Annotated in this window: 18 protein-coding genes; 4 read left to right on the plus strand and 14 right to left on the minus strand. The window is 69.2% G+C overall.

Annotated features, from left to right (window positions below):
- Positions 1 to 2: 2 nt before the first annotated feature.
- Together IEY14_RS12760 and IEY14_RS12765 are read left to right on the plus strand one after the other, a co-directional pair.
- Positions 3 to 782, plus strand: a complete 780-nt coding sequence (locus tag IEY14_RS12760) for an SDR family oxidoreductase (protein WP_188908968.1) — start codon at positions 3 to 5, stop codon at positions 780 to 782.
- Positions 783 to 912: 130 nt separating this feature from the next.
- Positions 913 to 1602, plus strand: a complete 690-nt coding sequence (locus tag IEY14_RS12765) for an MgtC/SapB family protein (protein ID WP_188908970.1) — start codon at positions 913 to 915, stop codon at positions 1600 to 1602.
- A gap of 98 nt (positions 1603 to 1700) precedes the next feature.
- Here IEY14_RS12765 and IEY14_RS12770 read toward each other — a convergent pair whose 3' ends face one another.
- The 7 genes from IEY14_RS12770 to IEY14_RS12800 all read right to left on the minus strand — a co-directional run bounded on the left by IEY14_RS12770 (position 1701) and on the right by IEY14_RS12800 (position 9238).
- Positions 1701 to 2168 carry an NUDIX hydrolase gene (locus IEY14_RS12770; protein WP_188908972.1) on the minus strand — a complete coding sequence of 156 codons (468 nt, stop codon included), beginning with the start codon at positions 2166 to 2168 and terminating at the stop codon, positions 1701 to 1703.
- Between the two features lie 29 nt (positions 2169 to 2197).
- Complete coding sequence (locus IEY14_RS12775) at positions 2198 to 3202, minus strand: inorganic phosphate transporter (RefSeq protein ID WP_188908974.1); 1005 nt, start codon at positions 3200 to 3202, stop codon at positions 2198 to 2200.
- A gap of 9 nt (positions 3203 to 3211) precedes the next feature.
- Positions 3212 to 3856 (minus strand): DUF47 domain-containing protein, encoded by a 645-nt coding sequence (locus tag IEY14_RS12780; protein WP_188908976.1) that lies wholly within the window; start codon positions 3854 to 3856, stop codon positions 3212 to 3214.
- A gap of 170 nt (positions 3857 to 4026) precedes the next feature.
- Entirely contained in the window at positions 4027 to 4845 is an 819-nt protein-coding gene (locus IEY14_RS12785; protein ID WP_188908978.1) for an inositol monophosphatase family protein, read from the minus strand.
- 5 nt (positions 4846 to 4850) lie between these two features.
- Positions 4851 to 5915, minus strand: a complete 1065-nt coding sequence (locus IEY14_RS12790; RefSeq protein ID WP_188908981.1) for an ABC transporter ATP-binding protein — start codon at positions 5913 to 5915, stop codon at positions 4851 to 4853.
- On the minus strand, positions 5912 to 8152 hold the full coding sequence (locus IEY14_RS12795) for an ABC transporter permease (protein ID WP_188908982.1): 2241 nt from the start codon (positions 8150 to 8152) through the stop codon (positions 5912 to 5914). The genes IEY14_RS12790 and IEY14_RS12795 overlap by 4 nt, the downstream gene beginning before the upstream one ends.
- 60 nt (positions 8153 to 8212) lie before the next feature.
- Complete coding sequence (locus IEY14_RS12800) at positions 8213 to 9238, minus strand: ABC transporter substrate-binding protein (RefSeq protein ID WP_188908984.1); 1026 nt, start codon at positions 9236 to 9238, stop codon at positions 8213 to 8215.
- A 136-nt stretch (positions 9239 to 9374) separates the two neighbouring features.
- On the opposite strand from IEY14_RS12800, the gene IEY14_RS12805 reads away from it, so the two are divergent.
- Positions 9375 to 10403: a LacI family DNA-binding transcriptional regulator gene (locus IEY14_RS12805; protein ID WP_244639462.1), complete on the plus strand. Its 1029-nt coding sequence runs from the start codon at positions 9375 to 9377 to the stop codon at positions 10401 to 10403.
- A 160-nt stretch (positions 10404 to 10563) separates the two neighbouring features.
- On the opposite strand, the gene IEY14_RS12810 is transcribed toward IEY14_RS12805, so the two are convergent.
- The 3 genes from IEY14_RS12810 to IEY14_RS12820 are packed head-to-tail and all read right to left on the minus strand — an operon-like array spanning position 10564 to position 13534.
- Positions 10564 to 11760 (minus strand): NAD(P)/FAD-dependent oxidoreductase, encoded by a 1197-nt coding sequence (locus tag IEY14_RS12810; RefSeq protein WP_188908988.1) that lies wholly within the window; start codon positions 11758 to 11760, stop codon positions 10564 to 10566.
- Positions 11757 to 12467, minus strand: coding sequence for a methyltransferase domain-containing protein (locus IEY14_RS12815; RefSeq protein ID WP_188908990.1), 711 nt, complete (start codon positions 12465 to 12467; stop codon positions 11757 to 11759). The genes IEY14_RS12810 and IEY14_RS12815 overlap by 4 nt, the downstream gene beginning before the upstream one ends.
- On the minus strand, positions 12464 to 13534 hold the full coding sequence (locus IEY14_RS12820; RefSeq protein ID WP_188908992.1) for a type III polyketide synthase: 1071 nt from the start codon (positions 13532 to 13534) through the stop codon (positions 12464 to 12466). Before IEY14_RS12820 ends, IEY14_RS12815 begins: the two co-directional genes overlap by 4 nt.
- Positions 13535 to 13782: 248 nt before the next feature.
- On the opposite strand from IEY14_RS12820, the gene IEY14_RS12825 reads away from it, so the two are divergent.
- Positions 13783 to 15348, plus strand: coding sequence for a DHA2 family efflux MFS transporter permease subunit (locus IEY14_RS12825; RefSeq protein WP_188908994.1), 1566 nt, complete (start codon positions 13783 to 13785; stop codon positions 15346 to 15348).
- A gap of 193 nt (positions 15349 to 15541) precedes the next feature.
- Here IEY14_RS12825 and IEY14_RS12830 read toward each other — a convergent pair whose 3' ends face one another.
- The 4 genes from IEY14_RS12830 to IEY14_RS12845 are packed head-to-tail and all read right to left on the minus strand — an operon-like array spanning position 15542 to position 20819.
- Positions 15542 to 17023 carry an NAD-dependent succinate-semialdehyde dehydrogenase gene (locus tag IEY14_RS12830; protein ID WP_188908996.1) on the minus strand — a complete coding sequence of 494 codons (1482 nt, stop codon included), beginning with the start codon at positions 17021 to 17023 and terminating at the stop codon, positions 15542 to 15544.
- A complete protein-coding gene (locus tag IEY14_RS12835; RefSeq protein ID WP_188908998.1) occupies positions 17007 to 17603 on the minus strand; it encodes a sarcosine oxidase subunit gamma in 597 nt (198 codons plus the stop codon). The genes IEY14_RS12830 and IEY14_RS12835 overlap by 17 nt, the downstream gene beginning before the upstream one ends.
- Positions 17596 to 20544 (minus strand): sarcosine oxidase subunit alpha family protein, encoded by a 2949-nt coding sequence (locus IEY14_RS12840; RefSeq protein WP_188909000.1) that lies wholly within the window; start codon positions 20542 to 20544, stop codon positions 17596 to 17598. Before IEY14_RS12840 ends, IEY14_RS12835 begins: the two co-directional genes overlap by 8 nt.
- Positions 20541 to 20819, minus strand: a complete 279-nt coding sequence (locus IEY14_RS12845) for a sarcosine oxidase subunit delta (RefSeq protein WP_188909002.1) — start codon at positions 20817 to 20819, stop codon at positions 20541 to 20543. Before IEY14_RS12845 ends, IEY14_RS12840 begins: the two co-directional genes overlap by 4 nt.
- Positions 20820 to 20831 lie beyond the last annotated feature (12 nt).

A 20831-nucleotide genomic window follows, 5' to 3' on the forward strand; every position in this document is an offset into this window, starting at 1 on the left:
TCATGACGGGACGGCTTCGGGGCAAGCGCATCATGGTGACGGGCGCGGCGCAGGGCATCGGCGCCGCGATCGCCGAAGCCTTCGCGCGCGAGGGTGCGGCGCTCCTCCTCGTCGACCGCGACGAGACGCTTCTCGCCGAGACCGCCGGACGACTGGCGGACAGCGGCGCCTCGCTCGTGCACGTGGCCGCCGACATCGCCGACGCGGAGGCGATCGCAGAGGCGGTGGCCAGCGCGCGGGACGCGATCGGCCCCGTCAACGCGCTCATCAACAATGCCGGCGTCAACGTCTTCGCCGAGCCGCTCGCCTCGACGGACGCGGATTGGGACCGCTGCTTCGAGATCAATCTGAAGGGCGCCTGGAACTGCTGCCGCGCCGTCCTGCCGGGCCTCGTCGCGGCGGGCGGCGGCGCGATCCTCAACATCGCCTCCACCCACGCCTTCACGATCATCCCGCACACTTTCCCCTATCCGCTCGCCAAGCACGCGCTTCTCGGGCTGACGAAGTCGCTCGGTCTGGAATATGCCGCCAAGGGCGTCCGGGTGAACGCGCTCGCGCCCGGCTATGTCGCGACGCAGAAGGTGCTCGACTACTGGGCCTCCTTCCCCGACCCGGAGGCGGCACGGGCCGCGACCCTGGCGCTGCATCCGGGCGGCCGCATCGCCACCCCGCAGGAGATCGCGCTCGCCGCCGTCTTCATGATCTCGGACGAGTGCCCCTTCATGAACGCCGCCTGCCTCACCGTGGACGGCGGTCTCAGCGTGCAGCAGCACCCGGTCTGAGGCCCGGGCCGCGCGCGCCCCGCCCGGCGACCATCGCAACCGACGTCTCGGACCGATGGCGGAGTGCCCGTTCGAGGATGCCGGGTCCGGCATTGTCGGAACCTCGGGGCCGGCCCGCGATTAGCCGGCGATGATCTCGAACGGCGATATCGTCCTCCGGCTCCTGATGGCCGCGGTCCTCGGCAGCCTGATCGGTTTCGAGCGCGAGCGGCTCCTTTGGTCGGCGGGCATCCGCACGCATATGCTCGTCGGCGTCGGCGCCTGCCTTTTCATGATCGTGTCGGCCTATGGCTTCCAGAACGCGACACGGATGGAGCATGTCGTCCTCGACCCTTCCCGTATCGCCGCGCAGGTCGTGTCGGGCGTCGGCTTCCTGGGCGCGGGGGCCATTCTCCTGAAGGGCAATGTCGTGCGCGGGCTGACGACGGCCGCCAGCGTCTGGGCGGTGGCGGCCCTCGGGCTCGCGGCGGGCGGCGGGCTCTACTTCGCCGCGGCGGCGGCAACCTTCATCATCCTCGTCATTCTCGCCGGCATCAAGCCGCTGGAGGAAGCCTACCGGACCCGGCTGCAAGCCTGCATCGTCCAGATCCGCGCCGATCACGGCGCGCTGTCGACGGCCGACGTGAAGGCCGCGCTGAGGCTGCGCGGCGGCCAGATCAAGCGCGTGACGCAGACGATCGGGCCGGACGGCAAGGACGATCTCGTGCTGCACCTCGCCCGCGTCGCGCCGTCGCGCATCCACAACAGCGTCGGCGACCTTGCCGGACGCCCGGGAGTCCACTCCGCCACGGTCGAACGTCCGAACGAGCGTCCGAGCTGACGCCGCACGAGGCCCGGCCGGCGCAAGGAGCGGCTCGCGGGCCTTTGACCGCAGCCTTCCGAGAGGGCCGGGGCATCATCGAGGAGCGTGCGAGAGGCTCAGCCCGGCATCTTCCAGCCGAGAAACTTCATCACCTTGGCATCGAGCGGCAGGCGCACGATCAACGTACTGAGTTCCGGGTCTGCGACGAGATCGGCGGCATCGAGGAGGTTCGCCCAGCGCGCCTCGCGCTGTTCCCGTTCCTTCCACTCGGCGAGCACCGTCTCGACCTTGAGGGCATAGGCGACGACGTCGGTCAGACGGAAATCCGTGCGCGTGCGCCGCCAGTAGCTGTAATGCCCGGCCGCCCGGCGCAGCATCGTGCCGCGCACGCCGGCTTCCTCGAGAGCCTCGATGGCCGCCGCCTTATGGTCCTTCAGCCCCTTCATCGGCCAGCCTTTCGGCACGATCCAGCGGCGCGTCTCGCGCGAGGTGACGACGAGAAGTTCGGGCCGGCCCGCCTCGGACAGGCGCAGCGGCAGCGCGGCCACCTGATGGCCGCTTCGTATGCTGGTCCGGGACGCCACGGCCGGGCCTCAGACCGCCTCGCGCCGCATCAGGCGAAAAGCCCGATCGCGGCATGGACGAGCGCCGCGACGAGGGCGGCGGCCGGCAGCGTGACCACCCAGGCGACGACGATATTGCCGGCGACGCCCCAGCGCACCGCCGAGACGCGCCGGGCCGCGCCGACCCCGACGATCGCGCCGGTGATCGTATGGGTGGTCGAGACCGGAATGCCGAGGCCGGTCGCGAGGAACAAGGTCAGCGCCCCGCCCGTCTCGGCGCAGAATCCCTGCATCGGATTGAGCCGCGTGATCTTCGAGCCCATCGTGTGGACGATGCGCCAGCCGCCGAACAGCGTGCCGAGCGCCATCGCCGCCTGGCAACTCAGCACCACCCAGAGCGGCACGTGAAAATCGTCGCCGAGCCGGCCCTGGCTGAACAGAAGCACGGCGATGATGCCCATCGTCTTCTGCGCGTCGTTGCCGCCATGGCCCAGCGAGTAGAGCGAGGCGGAGGCGAACTGCGCCATGCGGAAGGTCCGGTCGACGGCGAAGGGCGTCTGGCGCACGAAGGTCCAGGAGACGATCAGGACGAGAAGCAGCGCGAGAAGGAAGCCGATCAGCGGCGAGAGGACGATCGCCGCCGAGGTCTTGATCACGCCCGACCAGACCACCGCCGCGAGGCCCGCTTTCATCGTGCCGGCGCCGATGAGGCCGCCGACCAGCGCGTGCGAGGAGGAGGAGGGAATGCCCATCACCCAGGTGACCACGTTCCAGACGATGGCGCCCATCAGGGCCGCGAAGATCACGCGCGGATCGACGATGGCGGCGTCGACGATGCCGGTGCCGAGCGTCTGCGCCACATGCAGGCCGAAGAACAGGAAGGCGATGAAGTTGAAGAAGGCGGCCCAGAGAACGGCGAATTGCGGCCGCAGCACGCGCGTCGACACGATGGTGGCGATCGAGTTGGCGGCGTCGTGCAGGCCGTTCAGGAAATCGAAGAGGAGCGCCACCGCGACGAGGCCGGCGAGCAGCGGCAGGGAGAGCGCGGCATCCATGCTCCGGCCTCAGACGTTCTCGATGACGATGGCGCTGATCTCGTTGGCGACGTCCTCGAACCGGTCAAGCACCTTCTCGAGCTGGCCGTAGATCTCGCTGCCGATCAGATATTTCATCGGGTCGCTCGATCCGTACTGCTTGAACAGCGCCTTCAGGCCTTCCTCGTGCAGCTCGTCGGAGCGGTTCTCGGCCCGGAGCAGCTCTTCCGTCAGCGTGTTCAGCCGATTGGCGTTGGCGCCGACATTGGCGAGCAGCTCCACGGCCTGCGCGACGATGCGCGCGGCATCGACGATGACCGCGCCCATCTCGCGCATCGGCGGCTGGAACTCGCTCTGCTCGAACAGGATCACGGTCTTCACCGTCTTCTGCATCGTGTCGATCGCATCGTCCATGGACTGGATCAGGTCCTTGATGTCGCCGCGGTCGAAGGGGGTGATGAAGCTGCGGCGCACGGCGAGCATGACCTCGCGCGTGATCTCGTCCGCCTCGTTCTCCAGGGCGACGATGGTGCGGCAATGGTCGCGGACCGCCTCGCCGCCGTCGAGAAGGCGCGCCAGGGCCTCGGCGCCGCCGACCACCGTGCGGGCATGCCGGGCGAAGAGATCGAAGAAGCGATCCTCGCGCGGCATCAGCTTGCGAAACCAGCCCAGCATCCGTTGGCGGCTTTCCTGTTCGGAACCGCCGTCATGACGGTTTTGTGACATGGCGCTATATGGGCTGCCGCCCTGCGGCGGCATCCGGTCGCCGTGAGGGCGGAGGTGAGAATTCGTCAGCCGGCACCGGTACTTGGCCGACGTTTTGGTGCGGGCGGGCGCCGTGCCGCTCAAGCCTTGCCGGCGAGCCGCAACAGGTCGTCCCGCGTGCCGGGCGAGCCGGCGAAGACGGGCCCGCCCGCCCGCATGTCGCCCCAGGCGGCCGGATCGACGATCCAGCCGCCGGCCTCCTCGACGAGAAGGAACCCGGCATAGCAGTCCCAGGCGTTCATATGCGGCTCCCAATAGGCGGCGAGCCGGCCGGACGCGACATAGGCGAGCATCAGGGCGCCCGAGCCGTTGCGGATGAACATGCCGCCCTCGTCCAGCAGCTTCTCGACCATGGCGGACACGGTGCGGCTCGGCACGCGATGATTGGCGCCGAGGCCGAGGACGCCGTTGCGCAGCGTGATCCCCTCCGCCACGCGGATCGGCCGGCCGTTCATCGCGGCGCCCTGCCCGCGCCGCGCCGAATAGAGTTCGTCCACCGTCGGCGCATAGATGATGCCGGCGACGATCTCCGATCCGCGCATCACCGCGATCGAGACGCACCAGGCGGGAATGCCGAAGACGAAGGGGCTCGTGCCGTCGATCGGATCCATCACCCAGGTGAAGCCCGAGGCGCCCTCCTCGAGCCCGTATTCCTCGCCGAGCAGGCTGTCGTCCGGGAACGTGTCGCGGATGCGCCGGCGCAGCAGCGTCTCGACCTCCTTGTCGGCGATGGAGACGACGTCCTGGCCGTTCAGCTTCTCGTCGACGGTGAGGCGCGCCCGGTCGCGGAAATAGCCGAGCGCGATGCGGCCGCCCTCCCTGGCGATCGCTTCGGCCAGGGTCTGGCGCGCGGCGATTGCATCTTCGGTTCGCGACGGTTCGGATGATGATGTCAGCATGGGTCTCAGGCCGGGATGAGGGCGACGCCGCGCTGGTGCAGGCCGATGCCGACGTCGCTGGATACGGGGCGGACGCGCTCGATGGCGGGGTCCACGATGAAGAGGCGACCGAAGGCGGTCTCGACCTCGTATTCGATATGGTCGCCGAGATAGGCGGCGCTGGTCACGCGCCCGTCGAGGAAATCCGGATGCCGGTCGCCAAGGAACATGGCGTTCGGCCGGATGGCGAGCTTGGCCGCGCCTTCGCGCGCCGTGCCCGCGCGGATCTCGTGCGTCAGCCCGCCGAGCCGCGCCTTCAGCCGGCCGTCGCCAGCGCGCACCACCTCGCAGGGCACGACATTCGCCTCGCCGATGAAATCGGCGATGAAGGAGGAGGCCGGCATCTCGTAGAGGTCGCGGGGCGAGCCCGCCTGCGCGATCTCCCCGTCCTTCATCACGATGATGCGGTCGGACACGGCCAGCGCCTCCTCCTGATCGTGGGTCACATAGACGGCGGTGAAGCCGAGCCGCTGCTGGAGTTCGCGGATCTCGGTCCGCACATGGCGGCGCAGCCGCGTGTCGAGATTGGAGAGCGGCTCGTCGAGAAGCAGCACCTGCGGCTCCAGCACCAGGGCCCTCGCCACCGCGACGCGCTGCTGCTGCCCGCCCGAAAGCTCGCTCGGAAGCCGCGCGCCATAGCCCTTCAGGCCGACCTGCACGAGCCCCTCCTCGGCGCGCTCCTGCGCCTGGCGCTTCGACATTCCGCCCGAGCGCAAGCCATAGGCCACGTTCTCGGCGATCGTCATATGCGGGAACAGCGCGTAGGACTGGAACACCATGGAGACGTCGCGCTCGTTGGCGGGCAGCGCCGTCACGTCCTTGCCGCCGATCAGGATGCGGCCGGCCGTCGGCTGTTCTAGGCCCGCCAGCATGCGCAGCGTCGTCGTCTTGCCGCAGCCGGAGGGGCCGAGCAGCGTGACGAGCGTTCCCGGCTCGATCTCCAGCGACAGGCTGCGGATCGCCACCACCGCGCCGAAGCGCTTCTCGACGGCCTCGAACCGGACCGATCCCTTGTTCATCGCGGTGTTCATGCGACCTTCCCTTGCGAAAGCGTTGCGGCGGCGATGGGCGCTGCGGCGGCCGGCGCGGCGTTCCGCGTCTCGCGACGCAGCCTTCGCTGGCCGACGAGCAGCTGGAAGGCGCCGATCACCGTGATCATCACGAGGATCAGCACCGTCGAATAGGCGATGGCGACGCCATATTCGCCGTTCTCCGTCAGGCCGACGATGTAGGAGGTCGCCATGTTGTATTCGGCGCTGACGAGGAAGATCACCGCGCTGATCGAGGTGATCGAGCGCACGAAGGAATAGACCAGCGCGCTGACGATGGCGGGCTTCAGCAGCGGCAGGACGACCCGTCTGAGCGTGGTGAAGGAATTGGCGCCGAGCGTCAGCGAGGCCTCGTCCAGGCTCTTGTCGAGCTGGCTCATCGCCGCGATGCCGCCGCGCACGCCGACCGGCATGTTGCGGAACACGAAGCAGACGATGAGGATGACCGCGGTGCCCGTCATCTCGATCGGCGGCAGGTTGAAGGCGAGGACGTAGGAGACGCCGATCACCGTGCCGGGAATGGCGAAGGACAGCATCAGCAGGAATTCCAGCGCCTCGCGGCCGGCGAAACGCTGGCGCACCAGGAGATAGGCCGAGAGCAGACCGATCATGGCCGTCAGCGGCGCGGCGATCAGCGCGATTTCCATCGTCGTCCAGAACGAGTCCCAGGCGACACCCGTCCAGCGGATGCCGTTCTCGCCCGAAGCCACGGAGAAGGCCTTGGCGTAGTGGTCGACGGTCAGCGTGTTGTCGAGCCCGAGGGTGCGCACGAAGCTGCCGACGACGATCATCGCATAGACGACGAGCGTGAAGAGGATCCAGGGCAGGACGAGCGCATAGACGCCCGCCCGCAGCCGCGCGTCGAGGGCGGCATGGCGGCCGGAATCGCCCTTGCCCGTCACTGTCGTATAGCTCTTCCCCTTCAGCCAGAGCCGCTGCGCCATGAAGGCGGAGAGCGTGAAGGCGAGGAGCACGAGCGCCAGGACGGCGGCGCGCGCCGGATCGTTCTGCGCGCCGACGACGGCGAAGAAGATCTCCGTCGACAGGACGCCGTGACTGCCGCCGAGCACCAGCGGATTGCCGAAATCGGCCATGCTCTCGATGAAGCCGACCAGGAAGGCATTGGCGAGGCCGGGCCGCATCAACGGAAAGGTCACGGTCCAGAACGTGCGCCAGCGGTTGGCGCGCATCGTCTGGGCGGCTTCCTCCATGGACGGGCTGATCCCTTCGACGACGCCGATCAGCACCATGAAGGCGATGGGCGTGAAGGACAGCATCTGAGCGATCCAGATGCCGGTGAGGCCATAGAGCCAGCGCCCGCCATCATAGCCGGTCGCGGCGAGGATGCCTTGGGTGACGAGGCCCGAGCGCCCGAAAAGGAGGACCAGGGCGAGGCCGATCACGAAGGGCGGCGTGATGATCGGCAGGATCGTCAGGATGCGCAGGAGCTTCTTGAAGGGAAAGCGCGTGCGCGTCGCGGCGAGCGCGAAGGCGAGGCCGAGAACCGTCGTGCCGAGGCCCGTCATCAGCGCGAGGAAGACGGTGCGCCAAGCGAGGCCGCAGGAGCCGGCGCCCGACAGGCAGGACAGCGACCAGATGGAGGGATCGACGATATTGGCCGAGAAGCTCGTGGCGTCGAACGTGCCGTCGAGCGACTGGAATGCGCCGACGAAGAGGCTCGCCAGCGGATACAGCACGAAGGTCGAGACCAGCGCCACGACGAGCGCGATGGCGAAGAGCACGAAGGCATCGCCGCGCAGCCGTCCCCGCTCCGCGAGGCCGAAGGCGAGGAAAAGCAGGAAGGCGAGCGCCAGCGCGAAGGCGCCGAGCCCGAAGGGCGGCTGCCCTTCGTCCAGCGGGCCGAACAGCGCCTCCAGGCCGCTCCAGTTCCAGCCCTGGTAGCCGACCGACAGGCCTTCGGCGACGAGAAGCGCGAGCCCGGCGCCGCCGACGGCGGCGAGCATCGCGCCCCGCCCCTCGCCCGGCGGCCTGAAGCGGAGAAGAACCGCGCAGAGGAGCGCGAGCGCGACCGGCACGAGCCAGAAGGCGTGACGCAGGGCGATCTGGGCGATGCCCGGAGCGGCCTCGGAGCCGAGCGGCCAGGAGGCCAGCCAGCCTCCGCCCCAGACGCCGCCCTCCAGCCCGTACCAGGGCAGGACGGCGAAGGCGAGGAGCGCGAGCAGAAGCGCGCCGTCGAGCCGGCGAATGCGGGAATCCATCGACATTCCTCCCGAAGGCAGGGATCGGTGGCGGGCGCCCTCCTCGCGCCCGCCGCGCAATCAGTTGGCGGAGGCGCCGATCTCCCGGTCCCACCGCTCCAACAAGCTCTTGCGGGTCGTGGCATTGCCGAACTTAGCGAAGTCGTAGTCGATCAGCTTGATCTCGCCGAGCTTCGGCGCCTCCGGCGGCACGGCGGCGGTCCTGTTCGAGGGCAGCTGATAGGAATCGGCCTCGGCGGCATGCGACTGGACCTCGGCGGACAGGGCCCAGTCGTAGAAGACCTTGGCGTTCTCCAGATTCTTGGCGCCCTTGACGATCGACATTGAGCCGACCTCGAAGCCCGTGCCCTCGCAAGGGGCGACCGTCTTCACCGGAAAGCCCTGCTTCGTCATCGCCACGGCGTCGTGCATGAAGACGATGCCGATGCCGGTCTCGCCGCGCGCCGCCGCCTTCACCGGCGCGGAGCCGGACTTCGTATATTGGGTGACATTGGCGTTCAGCGCCTTCAGATAGTCGAAGGCCTGATCCTCGCCCATCAGCTGGACGAGCGTCGCGAGCGCCGTATAGGCGGTGCCCGACGAATTCGGATTGGCGATCTGGATCTCGCCCTTATACTTGGCGTCCGTCAGGTCCTTCCAGCAGGCCGGCGCCGCGAGCCCCTTCTTGTCCAGGATCTGCGTGTTGTAGCCCCAGCCGAGCGCGCCGGAATAGACGCCGACGGTGCGATAGCCGGAAACCTCCGCCTGCTTCTGCGCCCAGGGCTGCAGTTCGGCGAGCTTCGGCGACTTGTATTCGAGCGTCAGCTTGTCCTCCGCCGCCTGAAGATGCGGGTCGCCCGTCCCCGCCCACCAGAGATCCGTCTTCGGGTTGCGCGCCTCGGCGCGGATGCGGGCATAGGCCTCGCCCGAGCTCATGCGGACCATGTTGACGTCGATGTCGTGGTCCTTCTCGAACAAGCGCTCCATCAGCTCGCACCATTTGACGTCGGAGGCGCAGATCAGGTTCAGCGAGCCGGCGGCCTTGGCGGGCAAGGCGGACGCGGCGAGACCGACGAGAAAGGTGGTCACGAGGAAAGTCGTGCGCATTAGGGGGAGCCTCCCAGCATCCGTCGTGTTGCACTCGTGTGCAAACTTGCGCGTTCCACTAGGGATGTCAACGCGCTTCTGGACGGCCATTGCGTGCCGGGCTATGAGTGCAAGGCCTTGCACGCGGATCGATGCCTTGGAACGGACGAAAGACGGCGCCCCCCGATCGACGGCCTTTGCCAGCGCGCAGGAAGTGGCGCGCCTCGCCGGCGTCTCGCGGTCGGCGGTGTCGCGCGCCTTCACGCCGGGCGCCAGCATCTCGGAGGATACGCGGGCGAAAGTGGAGGCGGCGGCCGCCAAGCTCGGCTACCATGTCAACCATCTGGCGCGCGGACTGATGCGTCAGAAGACCGGCATCGTCTGCCTCGTCGTGGCGGATATCCACACGCCCTATCTGTCGCGGCTTCTCGATCACCTGTCGCGCGCGCTCCAGGAGGCGGGCAATGTGGTGATGGTGCTGAACGCCGGACGGGCCGCCGGCAATGTCGAGGCGGCGCTGCGCCAGACGCTCAACTACCGCGCCGATGCGACCATCGTCCTGTCGGGCACGCCCTATCGCTCCATCGCACAGAGCTGTCTCGACAGCGGCCAGCGGCTCGTGCTCCTCAACCGCGACGACCATCTGCCCGGCACGGTCAATCTCGCGGTCGACAATGCCCGCGCCGCCCGGACGGCGGCGACGCTGTTCCTGCGCGCCGGCTATCGCCGGCTGGCGCTCGTCAGCTCGGCGATCGGCACGCCCAGCCTTCTGGCGCGGCGCCGGCATTTCCTCGAAGCGGCGAGCGAGAACGGCGTGGCGGTCCGGATCTGGGAAGGCGGCGCCACCGCCTATGACAGCGGCCTTCAGGGCGGCACGGAACTGCTGGCGGCAGACGAGCCGCCGGACGCGGTCTTCGCCGTCACCGATCTCCTCGCCTGCGGCGTCCTCGACGCCGCTCGCCGCCGCTTCGGTCGCCGCGTGCCGGAGGAGATCGGCGTCATCGGCTTCGACGACATCGAACAGGCCGGCTGGGCCTCCTACGACCTGACGACCTTCGCGCAGCCGGTCGGCGAGATCGCGGATTGGACCGTGCGGCTCGTGGCCGGCGGGATCGAGGCCGGCATGGAGGATCGCGTCTTCGAGGCCCCCCTCGTCTGGCGGTCGTCCGTCGCGCGGACGGTCTGACGGCCGAGACCGCCGGCCGGAGCGCGCGCGAGGCCTCCGATCGGCGTCGTCGATGCTTGAGCGCGATCGCTTCGGCGCGGCCTGCGAGGCTGCATGCCTGGGCGCCCCGCGCAATGCAGGTGACGAGCCGCCACGAGCCGGCATCTGACCGAACGAAGCCTCATCCCGTCGGTGGAGGCGAGCCGAGCCGGAGGGGCGTCGTCTTGCCGGCGAGGGCGGCGCCGAAGGTCAGCAGGCGAGGCGCGAGGCGAATGCCGGCCGCGGCGATCGCGGCAAGGGTCCGGTCGGCCCCCAGCCTGGCGAACAGGTCCGCCGCCCTTATGCGGCCGGCGAACTGCCTGCGCCAGGCATCCGCGTAGCGTCGGCCCGCCGCCGCGCGGCCGGCGGGGGTGCCGGCATCGACATCCGCCAGGGCCCGGTCCAGAAGCCAGGCGGACTGGATCGCCATGGAGATCCCTTCGGCGACGATGGGATGGGATTCTCCGGCGCAATTGCCGACGCGGAAGATGTCGTCGGACCATTTCGGCCGGATGCCCGGCCGGATCGGGCCGACGGACAGCCAGCCTCCATCGAGCGCCGCCTCGCCGACAGCTTCGCGCAGGCCGCGACAGGAAGCCAGAAGATGGCGATGAACCGCTTCGGCGATCGTTCTCGCGCCGAACTCGGCACGGATTCTCGACAGCATATCGCGGCGCAGGCAGCAGGAAACGGACAGACGCTCGCGGTCCGCCCAGACGATGCCCCCGTAGCCGCCCGGGAAGACGAGGAGCGGCATGAGATCCGGCTTCATGATGGCATCGCGGAAATAGGCCTTGAAGCCGAAGTGATCGGATGGCCGGTTGCTCTTCGGAAGATGCGTCGGGAGAGGTCCCACATCCCAGGACCCGTGCGCGCCGATGATGACCTGCGCCCATAATGTCTGCTCGCCATTCTCGGCCATCACGCGGACACGCTGCCCGGTTCCGTCGGGCTCGATGGCGACGGCACGACAGGGCTGGAAGATCTCCACGCCCGCGCGGGTCGCGGCGGAGAGGAGAATCATGTCCAGTCGGTCGCGCCCCAGCGCGCGTCCGAAGATGCCTGCCGTCGCGGGCACCGGCGCCTCGACGACATCCGCTCCGGCAAAAAGGGCGAGCCGGCGCACGGCCGGTCCGGCTTCCTGTCGCCAGATCGGGCCGATCCCGAGCTGGTCGAGCACCCCGATGCTCGTGGCGGACAGGAACTCGCCGCAGACCTTGCGCCGAGGGAAGATCGCCTTCTCGATCACCGCGACCTGCCAACCCCTTTGGGCGAGCAGGGTCGCCGTTGAGGCGCCCGCCGGTCCGCCTCCGATGACGATCGCATCGAACCGTCTCATCGTCGCGGCTCGACGGTGGCGACGAAGGCATGGGTGAAGAGCCCTCGCCGACGCTCCTCGATCCGGGCCGGCCGGGTGGCCGGCCAGAGATCGGCGAGTTCGCGGCCCGCGAAACCGGCCCGGACGCTGGCCGGGGCGTCGTGACGCGTGATCCGGCTGGCGCCGACGGCGAGAAGCATTCGGGAGGCGAGATAGGGAACCGGTGCCCGGCGCGGCTCGGTGGCGGCCAGGACCGGCGTCACCCCGGCAATGAGAGCAAGGAGCCGGCGCAGAGCCTCGTCGTCGAAATGGTGCAGGAAGAGATTGGCGATCACGAGATCGAAGGACGAGTCTCGCCGGGTTTCGAGATAGGAGAAGACGTCGGCGACGACGGCACTGACGTGCCAACCCAGAGCGTTGAAAGCATCCAGCCGATGGGAGGATACCAGGTCGAGACGGTCGAGAAGAACCAGTTCGGGGGCCGGCCAATGGGCCCGCATCCGCCGGGCGATGCCGAGCATGAATCGCCCGTCGCCCGCTCCGATCTCCAGGATGCGCCTCGGCGGCCGCGCGATTTCCTGACGCAGAAGACCCGTCATGATCCGAGCCTGGCCCATCAGGATGTTGACGCGCACGAGATCGGCGCGAGACCGGATCGCGGCAGGATCGGCCACGGGCAGTGAATCGAGCAGTTCGGGCACGAGGCGTCGATGGCGGAGCCCGCTCATCCGGCGGTCTCGAACAGCATCGTTTCCGCCGTCAGGCCCGGGCCGAAGGCCATGGCGCAGCCCGGCAGCCCCGCCGGCATGTCCAGCATCTTGCGCAGGACGAACATCACCGTCGCGGACGACATGTTGCCGACGTTCCGCAGCACCTCGCGGGAATGGCGGAGCGCGTCCGCTGGAAGAGCGAGCGCCCGCTCGACGGCGTCGAGCACCGTGCGTCCGCCGGGATGAACCGCCCAGAGCGAGATCTCGTCGACCGGACGTCCGTCGAGAAAGGCGCCGGGATCGGTGCCGAGAGACCGCTGGATCGCCGCCGGCACCCGGCCGGACAGGACCATGTCGAAGCCGTCGTCGCGCACGCTCCAGGACATCAGGTCCCGGCTGTCGGCGGCGAGCATCGCCTTGAAGCGGTCGAGGCGCAGGCCGCCTGGCTCGGCGCTGATCAGCGACGCGGCGCAGCCATCGCCCCAGAGACAGAAGGACAAAAGCTTCTCGAGATCGGTCGTTTCCTTCAGGTGCAGCGTGCAAAGTTCGATATTCACGAGAAGAACGCGGGCGTCGGGCGTCGAGCGGACGATATGGTGGGCGAGCTTCAGCCCGTTGATCGCCGCGTAACAGCCCATGAATCCGATGATCGTTCGCTCCACCGAGGGATCGAGGCCGCAACGCGCTACGATCTCGAGATCGATGCCGGGCGCCGAGAAGCCGGTGCAGGTCGTCACGACGAGATGGGTGATGCTCCCCGCCCGATCGCCGAGGTCGAGCTTTTCCACCGCCTCGACCGCGAGGTCGGGTGCGTCGCGTTCGAACATCTGCATGCGCTGCGCCGTGCCGGGAAAGGCGCCGCGCCGGAACACGCCCTCGACATCGACACTCGCGCCCCTGGGGTCCTCCGAAGGGCGGATACAGGAATAGCGTCGCTCGATCCCGCTCCGATCCGCCAGGCGATTGAAGACGGCCTGACGTCCCGGATCGCCGTCGAGCTGCGAGTTCGCGAAGCCGAGGAAGTAGCGATGCACCTCGTTCGGCGGCAAGGCCGTCGCGATGCGGTTGACGAAGGCATGCGGCACGCGCGGTTCCAATCATCGATCGGTGGGCTTCCGCATATGGTTCGCGACCTCGCGGCGTCCGACGTGTCATATCGCCCCAGACGATCGGCGGATCGCGGCAGCATGCCATTGAAATCACGGATATTTCGATAGGCCGCGACCGGGCTCGGCCGAAACTTCGCCCCCGGCGGGGCGAGAAGCTCCGTCTCATCCCTCGCGCCCGGGCGGAGATGCCCCAGTTCCCGGGCGGGAAGGCCATCGAGGGCGCCATGACAGCCGAACCGAACCCGCCGACCGGTCGCGTCGCCGTTGCGCTCGGCTTCGGCGCCATGTGCCTTGGTATGTTCATGGCGATCCTCGACATCCAGATCGTCGCGACGTCCCTGCCGACGATCCAATCCCATCTCCGGATCGAGCCGGACGACGCGAGCTGGATGCAGACCGCCTATCTGATCGCCGAGATCGTCGCGATTCCCCTCACCGGACCGCTCGAGGCCGTTCTCGGTCTTCGGCGCCTCTTCGCGATCGCGGTTCTCGTCTTCACCCTGGCCTCCTGCGGCTGCGCCGCGAGCGGCGGCTTCGCCGGCCTCGTTTCCTGGCGTGTCCTGCAAGGATTCTCCGGAGGCATGCTGATCCCGCTGGTGTTCGCGGCGGTCTTCATTCTCTTCGAGCCGCGACGACAGAGCGTGGCGACGACGGTTGCCGGCGTGCTCGCCGTGCTCGCGCCGACGGTCGGGCCGATCGCCGGCGGCTGGATGACCAGCACGTTTTCCTGGCACTGGCTGTTCCTCGTCAATGTCGTGCCGGGCCTCCTCGCGACGTTGGGCGGCTGGCTGCTTCTTCCGAGAATGGCGGCATCCGTCCGGGAATGGCGGGAGATCGATCTCGCTTCCGTCGCGATGCTGGGCGGCGGACTGGCGGCGCTCGTGATCGCGCTCAAGGAAGCGCCTCGTCTCGGCTGGACCTCTTCCTCCGTGATCCTCGAATTCTCGGTGGCGGCGGCGCTCGGAGCCAGTCTCCTGGCACGCTGCCGTCGCACCGATCCGCCGCTCCTCGATCTGTCGCTTTTCCGCCAGCGCAATTTCGCGTTCGGCTGCGTCATGAGCTTCGTGCTCGGCATCGCCCTTTTCGGCTCGGTCTATCTGATGCCGGTCTTCCTCGCCTATGTTCGCGGGCACGACGCCTTCGCCGTGGGCCGGATCATGCTCGCGACAGGGCTCGCGCAGCTTCTCAGCGCGCCGGTGGCCGTCGCCCTGGAGCCGCGGGTCGACGCTCGCCTGCTGACCGGGTTCGGCTTCGTGCTGCTGACGCTCGGCCTATGGGCGAGCGGCGGACAATCGGTGTCGACCGATGCGGCCGAGATGGTCGTGCCGCAGGTTCTTCGCGGCACCGCCTTCATGTTCTGCCTTCTGCCGCCGACAAGGCTGGCGCTCGGCAACCTGCCGGAAGAGCGCGTCGCCGCCGCGAGCGGGCTCTTCAATCTGATGCGCAATCTCGGCGGCGCGATCGGCCTCGCCCTGATCGATACGGTGATCTATGGCGGCGCTCCGCGTCACGCGGAGGCGATCGTCAGAAGCTTGCGGGCCGGCGATGCGGCCACGGCGGAAGCGATCGGTCTGCCCGGCCTGCTTTCGACCGATCGAAGCATCGTCATCGGCGAGCGGGCCATGACGTCGCTCCTTCAGCCGCTTGTTCGGCGGGCGGCCCTCACGGAAACGGTCAACTCGTCCTGGCTCCTTGTCGGCGCGTTGACCGCGACGGTCCTGCTGATCCTGCCGTTCGCCCGACCCGTCGCCCAGGAGAGGTCAGACAGGGATCGGCAGGGTGAGCGCTAGCCAGCCGGCGCGGCGATCCCTGTCGTATCTGATCGTTCGAACCCGCTTCGCTCCACAGCGCTTTCGCCCTCCTCCGAAGACCGGTCGCCGCTTCGCAGCAGCTCCGACGCCTGCCGGACGGGCCGGGCCGCGTCGCCCGCGTCGCCGCCGGTCTTCTCGGCGGCGAAGGGCGTCGGAGCGCGGCCCGGGACCGTCAGAGCCCGGCCAGCGCGACGTATTTCAGTTCCAGATATCCCTCGATGCCGTGATGCGAGCCCTCGCGGCCGAGGCCGGACTGCTTGACGCCGCCGAAGGGCGCCATCTCGTTGGCGAGCGCTCCCGTATTGACGCCGACCATGCCCGACTGGAGCGCCTCGGCCACGGTGAGGATGCGCTTCATGTCGCGGGCGTAGAAATAGCTCGCGAGACCGAATTCCGAGTCGTTCGCCATGGCGATCACATCCGCCTCGTCCCTGAAGGAGATGATCGGGGCGAGCGGCGCGAAGGTCTCTTCCTTGGTCAGGATCATGTCCTGCGTGACGCCCGCGACGACGGTCGGCTCGAACATGGTGGGCGCGACATCCGAACGCCGGCCGCCGGTCAGGAGCTTCGCCCCCTTGCCCAGGGCATCCGACAGGTGGCGCTCCATCTTCTCCACCGCCTGCGTGTTGATCAGCGGGCCGAGCGTGACGCCCTCCTCCGAGCCGCGCCCGAGCTTCAGCGTGGCGACGCGCTCGAGCAGCTTGCGCGTGAAGGCCTCGACCACGCCCTCCTGCACGTAGATGCGGTTGGCGCAGACGCAGGTCTGGCCGGCATTGCGGAACTTCGACAGGAGCGCCCCGTCGGCGGCGGCGTCGAGATCGGCGTCGTCGAAGACGATGAAGGGCGCGTTGCCGCCGAGCTCCAGGCTCAGCCGCTTGATCGTATCGGCCCCCTCGCGCATCAGCCAGCGCCCGACCGCGGTCGAACCGGTGAAGGTGATCTTGGCGACGGTCGGATTCTTGGTCACCTCCAGCCCGAAGCTCTTGGCGTCCGTCGTGGTGACGACGGAGAAGGCGCCCTTCGGCACGCCGGCCCGCTCCGCCAGGACGGCGAGCGCCAGCGCCGACAAGGGCGTGAGTTCCGAAGGCTTCAGGACGATCGTGCAGCCCGCCGCCAGCGCCGGGCCGACCTTGCGGGTGATCATGCCGTTCGGAAAGTTCCAGGGCGTGATCGCCGCGCAGACGCCGACCGGCTGCTTCAGGACGAGAATGCGCTGCGCGGGATTGGCGCCGGGTATGATCTCGCCGTCGATGCGCTTGGCTTCCTCCGCGAACCATTCGAGATAGGCGGCGTTCGAGACGACCTCGCCCTTGGCCTCGGCGAGCGGCTTGCCCTGTTCGGCGGTCAGGATGGCGGCGAGGTCCTCGGCATTCTCGATGACGAGCTCGTACCAACGCTTCAGGACGCCGGCGCGCTCCTTGGCGGTGCGCTTCGCCCAGTCCTTCTGCGCGGCCGCCGCCGCCGCGACGGCGCGGCGCGTATCGTCCGGCCCGAGATCGGGCAGGACCGCCAGAAGCGCGCCGTCGAACGGATCGGTGACGGCGAAGGTCCGATCCGACGCGCCGACCCATTCGCCGGCGAGATAGGCCTTCGAAACGAGCAGCGAGGGATCGCGAAGCGCCCGGGCGACGGGGTGTTCACTGGCCGGAAGCATGATGTCTCCTTGCCGCGACGTCGCGGCCATCGCCCTCATCGGACAGGAACTCGGCGCCCGCATGGCAGAGATCGTGCCAAAGGCTCGCGGCGAAGCTGCGCAGAACGATCAGTTCGTAGCGATCGGGCGCGGTGCGGGTGATGTGGACCCCGATATGACCGAACAGGGTCTGCGCCGAGGCGCCGACCGGAAAGGCGCGGTCCCCGAGATCGAGCGCCGTCCCCTTCGCCAGAAGACGTCGCGCGCCCTCGCCCTCCAGCGCGAGGCGGACGCGGCCATGGCTCTGGTCCGACAGGGCGGCGCAAGTGTCGAGGCGCTCGCCCATCCGCGCGAGATCGCCGGGTCGCAGCGGCGCGTCGCCGACCAGAAACCACTGGCCGGGCGCATAGGGGCGAAGGGCGTGCGGCGCGTCGCCGAACAGGGCGGCGAGGCTCGCGGCGGCATCCTCCGCCGCTTCGGCCGGGGCGAGCGCGTGCAGGAGGCGCCCTTCCGGCAAGGGCTCGATCCGCAAGACCCCGCCCGCATGCCCGAGCGGCGCGAAAGGCAGAGCGGGGCGGGAGAGAAGCGCGATTTCAGCCATGGAGCTTCTCGTTCTCGGGGTCGATGAAAACCGGATCGCACAGAAGGGCCGGCGTCGTTTCGCCGTGGAGACCGCTCCATATCACGACTTCCTCGCCATGCCGTTCGGCGCCGCGCTTCACCAGCGCAAGGCCGATGGTCGAGCCGAGATGGGGCGAGAAGCAGGAGGAGGTGACGTAGCCCTCGTCGTTTTCGAGCGTCGCGGCGGCGCCCCTGGCCAGGATATGCGCGCCGGTGCGGAAGGTCGTCCCAGGATCGATCGGCCGGACGCCGACGAGACAGGGCCTGTCCGGCGCGGTCAGCCCTTCGCGGCCGAGCATGTGCTTGCCGATGAAATCGACCTTGGTCCTCGACACCATCCGCCCGAAGCCGAGATCGGCGGCCGTCACCGTTCCGTTGATCTCGTTATGGGTGACATGGCCCTTCTCGATGCGCAGCACGCCGAGCGTTTCGGTGCCGTAAGCGCAGATGCCGTGCGGACGGCCCGCCGCTATGAGCGCGTCGGCCAGCGCCTCGCCGAAGCCCGCCGGCACGGCGATCTCGTAGGCGAGTTCGCCCGAGAACGAGATGCGGAACAGGCGGCCTTCCAGGCGCCCGCCGAACAGCGTCACCTCGCGCGCCGCCAGGAACGGAAAGGCGGCGTCCGAGATGTCCTCGTCGACGATCCCCGCCAGGATCTCGCGCGAGCGCGGTCCGGCGACCGCGATCTGCGCCCATTGGTCGGTGGCGGAGGCGAAGCGCACGTCGAGTTCCGGCCAATGGGCCTGGGCGCAGAATTCCAGATGGTTCATGACGCCCGCGGCGAGCGCGGTGGTGGTGGTCATGAAGAAATGCTCCGCCGACAGGCGGCTCGTGGTGCCGTCGTCATAGATCATCCCGTCCTCGCGCAGCATCAGCCCGTAGCGCGCCCGCCCGACCGGCAGCTTGGCGAAGCCGTTGCAGTAGACGCGGTCGAGAAAGACGGCCGCGTCGCGTCCGAAGATCTCGATCTTGCCGAGGGTCGACACGTCGCAGAGCCCGGCCGCCGCGCGCACCGTGCGCGCCTCGCGATCGACGCTCTGCCGCCAGTCGGCCTCGCCGGCGCGCGGAAACCAGGCCGAGCGGTGCCAGAGTCCGGTTTCCACGAAGACCGCGCCGTTCTTCTCGGCCCAGCCGTGCAGCGGCGAGCGGCGCGCCGGCTGGAACTCGCGGCCCCTCGCGGGACCGGCGAGCGCGCCGAAGGACACGGGCGTGTAGAAGGGGCGGAAGGTCGTGGTGCCGACGGCACCCGGCGACTGCCCCCTCGCCTCCGCCAGGATGCCGATGGCGTTGACATTGGACAGCTTGCCCTGATCGGTCGCCATGCCGTTCGTGGTGTAGCGCTTGGCGAGCTCGACATGGGCGAAACCCTCGCGCACCGCGAGATCGAGATCACGCAAGTGCACGTCGTTCTGGAAGTCGACGAAGGCCTTGCCCTTCGGCTGCCGCACCTGCCAGAGCGTCCGGACCGGACCGGGCGCGACATCGCCTTCCACCCGGCCGAATTCCGCCGGGCTCGCCGCGATGCCGAGATCGGACAGCGTGGCGACGGCCGCCGCCGCGCCTTCCGCGAGGCAGGCGGCGATGGTGAAAGCTCCGTTCGCCGCGCCGGCGAGCGGAAGCGCGCTGCGTCCCTCGGGAGCGAGAAAGGCGCCATGCGCCTCGCTCCAGCGCGGCTTGCCGCCGCGATGACAGGCGAGATGGATGCGCGGAGAAAAGCCGCCGGACATGGCGAGCGCATCGACCTCGACACGCTCCTCGCGTCCATCGGCGCGGCGAAGCCGCAGCGCGCGCAGCGCTCTGCCGCCCTCGGCTCCGGCGACCACGGTGTTCTTCAGGACGCGCGCTTCGATCGTCGGCGTTGCCGCCTCGCCGCGCGCGTCGATCAGCGCCACGACCTCGATGCCGGCGGCTTCGAGGGCGGCGGCCGCCCGCGCGCCGGCCGGGCCATTGGCGAAGACGGCGACCCGGCGGCCGATCGCCACGCCGTAACGCCGCGCATAGGCGACGGCGGCGTCGGCGGTCATCACGCCCGGCCGATCGTTGTCGCCGAAGACGAGCGGGCGTTCCTCGGCCCCGGTGGCGAGGATGGCGCGGCGCGTAGCGATGCGCCACAGCCGTTCGGCCGGCGCTCCGTTCCCCGCACCGACGCGCTCCACCGCGCCGAACACCATGTCGTCGTACCAGCCGAAGGCCGTCGTCCGCGTGAGAAGGCGCACATTGGGCAGGTTACTCAGCTCGGCCAGCGCGTCGCGAAGCCAGGCATCCGCCGGCTCGCCGCCGATCGTCGCGGTCTCGCCGACCAGCGCGCCGCCGATCTCGGCATTCTCGTCGAGGAGCATCACCTCGGCGCCCGCGCGCCCGGCGGTCAGCGCCGCCGCCAGCCCCGCCGGCCCCGCGCCGACGACGAGGAGGTCGCAATGCGCCCAGAGCTTCTCGTAAGCGTCGGGATCGGCGTGGTAGGTCGCGCGCCCGAGGCCGGCGGCGCGGCGGATCAGCGGCTCGTAGACCTTTTCCCAGAAGGCGGCGGGCCACATGAAGGTCTTGTAGTAGAAACCGGCCGAGAGGAAGGGCGACAGGAGACCGTTCAGCGCGCCGATATCGAAATCGAGCGACGGCCAGCGGTTCTGGCTGACGGCCTCCAATCCCTCGCACAGATCGACGACCGTCGCCCGGCTGTTGGGCTGGCGGCGCCCGCCCGTGCCGATGGTGACGAGGGCGTTCGGCTCGGCCGCCCCGGCGCTCACCGGCCCGCGCGGGCGGTGATACTTGAAGGAGCGCCCCATCACCATCCGGCCTTCGGCGAGAAGCGCGGAGGCGAGGCTGTCGCCCGAGAAGCCGACATGCGGCCTGCCGTCGAAGGTGAAGCGCAGCGGCCGGGTCCGGTCGATCCGGCCCCCTTGCGCAAGACGGAAGGAGGTCATCGCGCGCCCTCGCCGAGACGGGCCGAGGCCACGTCGGTCACGGACAGCGTCTCGTGGGTCGCCGTGTCGCGCGTCACCCGCAGCCAGCGCCGGCAGCCGGACGTGTGGTGCCAATATTCGGCATAGGGGCCGCGCGGGTTCTCGCGCAGATAGACATAGGAGAACCACGCGTCCTCGCCGGCGGCGGGCGCCGGGCGGTCGAGCGCCGCGCCCTTCACCGTGAATTCTTCCTTCGGACGTGCGCCGCAATGCGGGCAGCGGATCAGACTGGCCATGGAACGGTGGTC

Source organism: Aureimonas endophytica (assembly GCF_014642635.1).
In the GTDB taxonomy this organism is placed as follows: domain Bacteria; phylum Pseudomonadota; class Alphaproteobacteria; order Rhizobiales; family Rhizobiaceae; genus Plantimonas; species Plantimonas endophytica.

Excerpts from the sequence above, each read along its gene's own strand:
- IEY14_RS12775 (WP_188908974.1), bottom strand. The coding sequence starts at position 3,202 with ATGGATGCCGCGCTCTCCCTGCCGCTGCTCGCCGGCCTCGTCGCGGTG.
- IEY14_RS12785 (WP_188908978.1), bottom strand. The coding sequence starts at position 4,845 with ATGCTGACATCATCATCCGAACCGTCGCGAACCGAAGATGCAATCGCC.
- IEY14_RS12845 (WP_188909002.1), bottom strand. The coding sequence starts at position 20,819 with ATGGCCAGTCTGATCCGCTGCCCGCATTGCGGCGCACGTCCGAAGGAA.
- IEY14_RS12790 (WP_188908981.1), bottom strand. The coding sequence starts at position 5,915 with ATGAACACCGCGATGAACAAGGGATCGGTCCGGTTCGAGGCCGTCGAG.
- IEY14_RS12825 (WP_188908994.1), top strand. The coding sequence starts at position 13,783 with ATGACAGCCGAACCGAACCCGCCGACCGGTCGCGTCGCCGTTGCGCTC.
- IEY14_RS12815 (WP_188908990.1), bottom strand. The coding sequence starts at position 12,467 with ATGAGCGGGCTCCGCCATCGACGCCTCGTGCCCGAACTGCTCGATTCA.
- IEY14_RS12800 (WP_188908984.1), bottom strand. The coding sequence starts at position 9,238 with ATGCGCACGACTTTCCTCGTGACCACCTTTCTCGTCGGTCTCGCCGCG.
- IEY14_RS12795 (WP_188908982.1), bottom strand. The coding sequence starts at position 8,152 with ATGGATTCCCGCATTCGCCGGCTCGACGGCGCGCTTCTGCTCGCGCTC.
- IEY14_RS12835 (WP_188908998.1), bottom strand. The coding sequence starts at position 17,603 with ATGGCTGAAATCGCGCTTCTCTCCCGCCCCGCTCTGCCTTTCGCGCCG.
- IEY14_RS12760 (WP_188908968.1), top strand. The coding sequence starts at position 3 with ATGACGGGACGGCTTCGGGGCAAGCGCATCATGGTGACGGGCGCGGCG.
- IEY14_RS12780 (WP_188908976.1), bottom strand. The coding sequence starts at position 3,856 with ATGCTGGGCTGGTTTCGCAAGCTGATGCCGCGCGAGGATCGCTTCTTC.
- IEY14_RS12765 (WP_188908970.1), top strand. The coding sequence starts at position 913 with ATGATCTCGAACGGCGATATCGTCCTCCGGCTCCTGATGGCCGCGGTC.
- IEY14_RS12840 (WP_188909000.1), bottom strand. The coding sequence starts at position 20,544 with ATGACCTCCTTCCGTCTTGCGCAAGGGGGCCGGATCGACCGGACCCGG.
- IEY14_RS12830 (WP_188908996.1), bottom strand. The coding sequence starts at position 17,023 with ATGCTTCCGGCCAGTGAACACCCCGTCGCCCGGGCGCTTCGCGATCCC.
- IEY14_RS12810 (WP_188908988.1), bottom strand. The coding sequence starts at position 11,760 with ATGAGACGGTTCGATGCGATCGTCATCGGAGGCGGACCGGCGGGCGCC.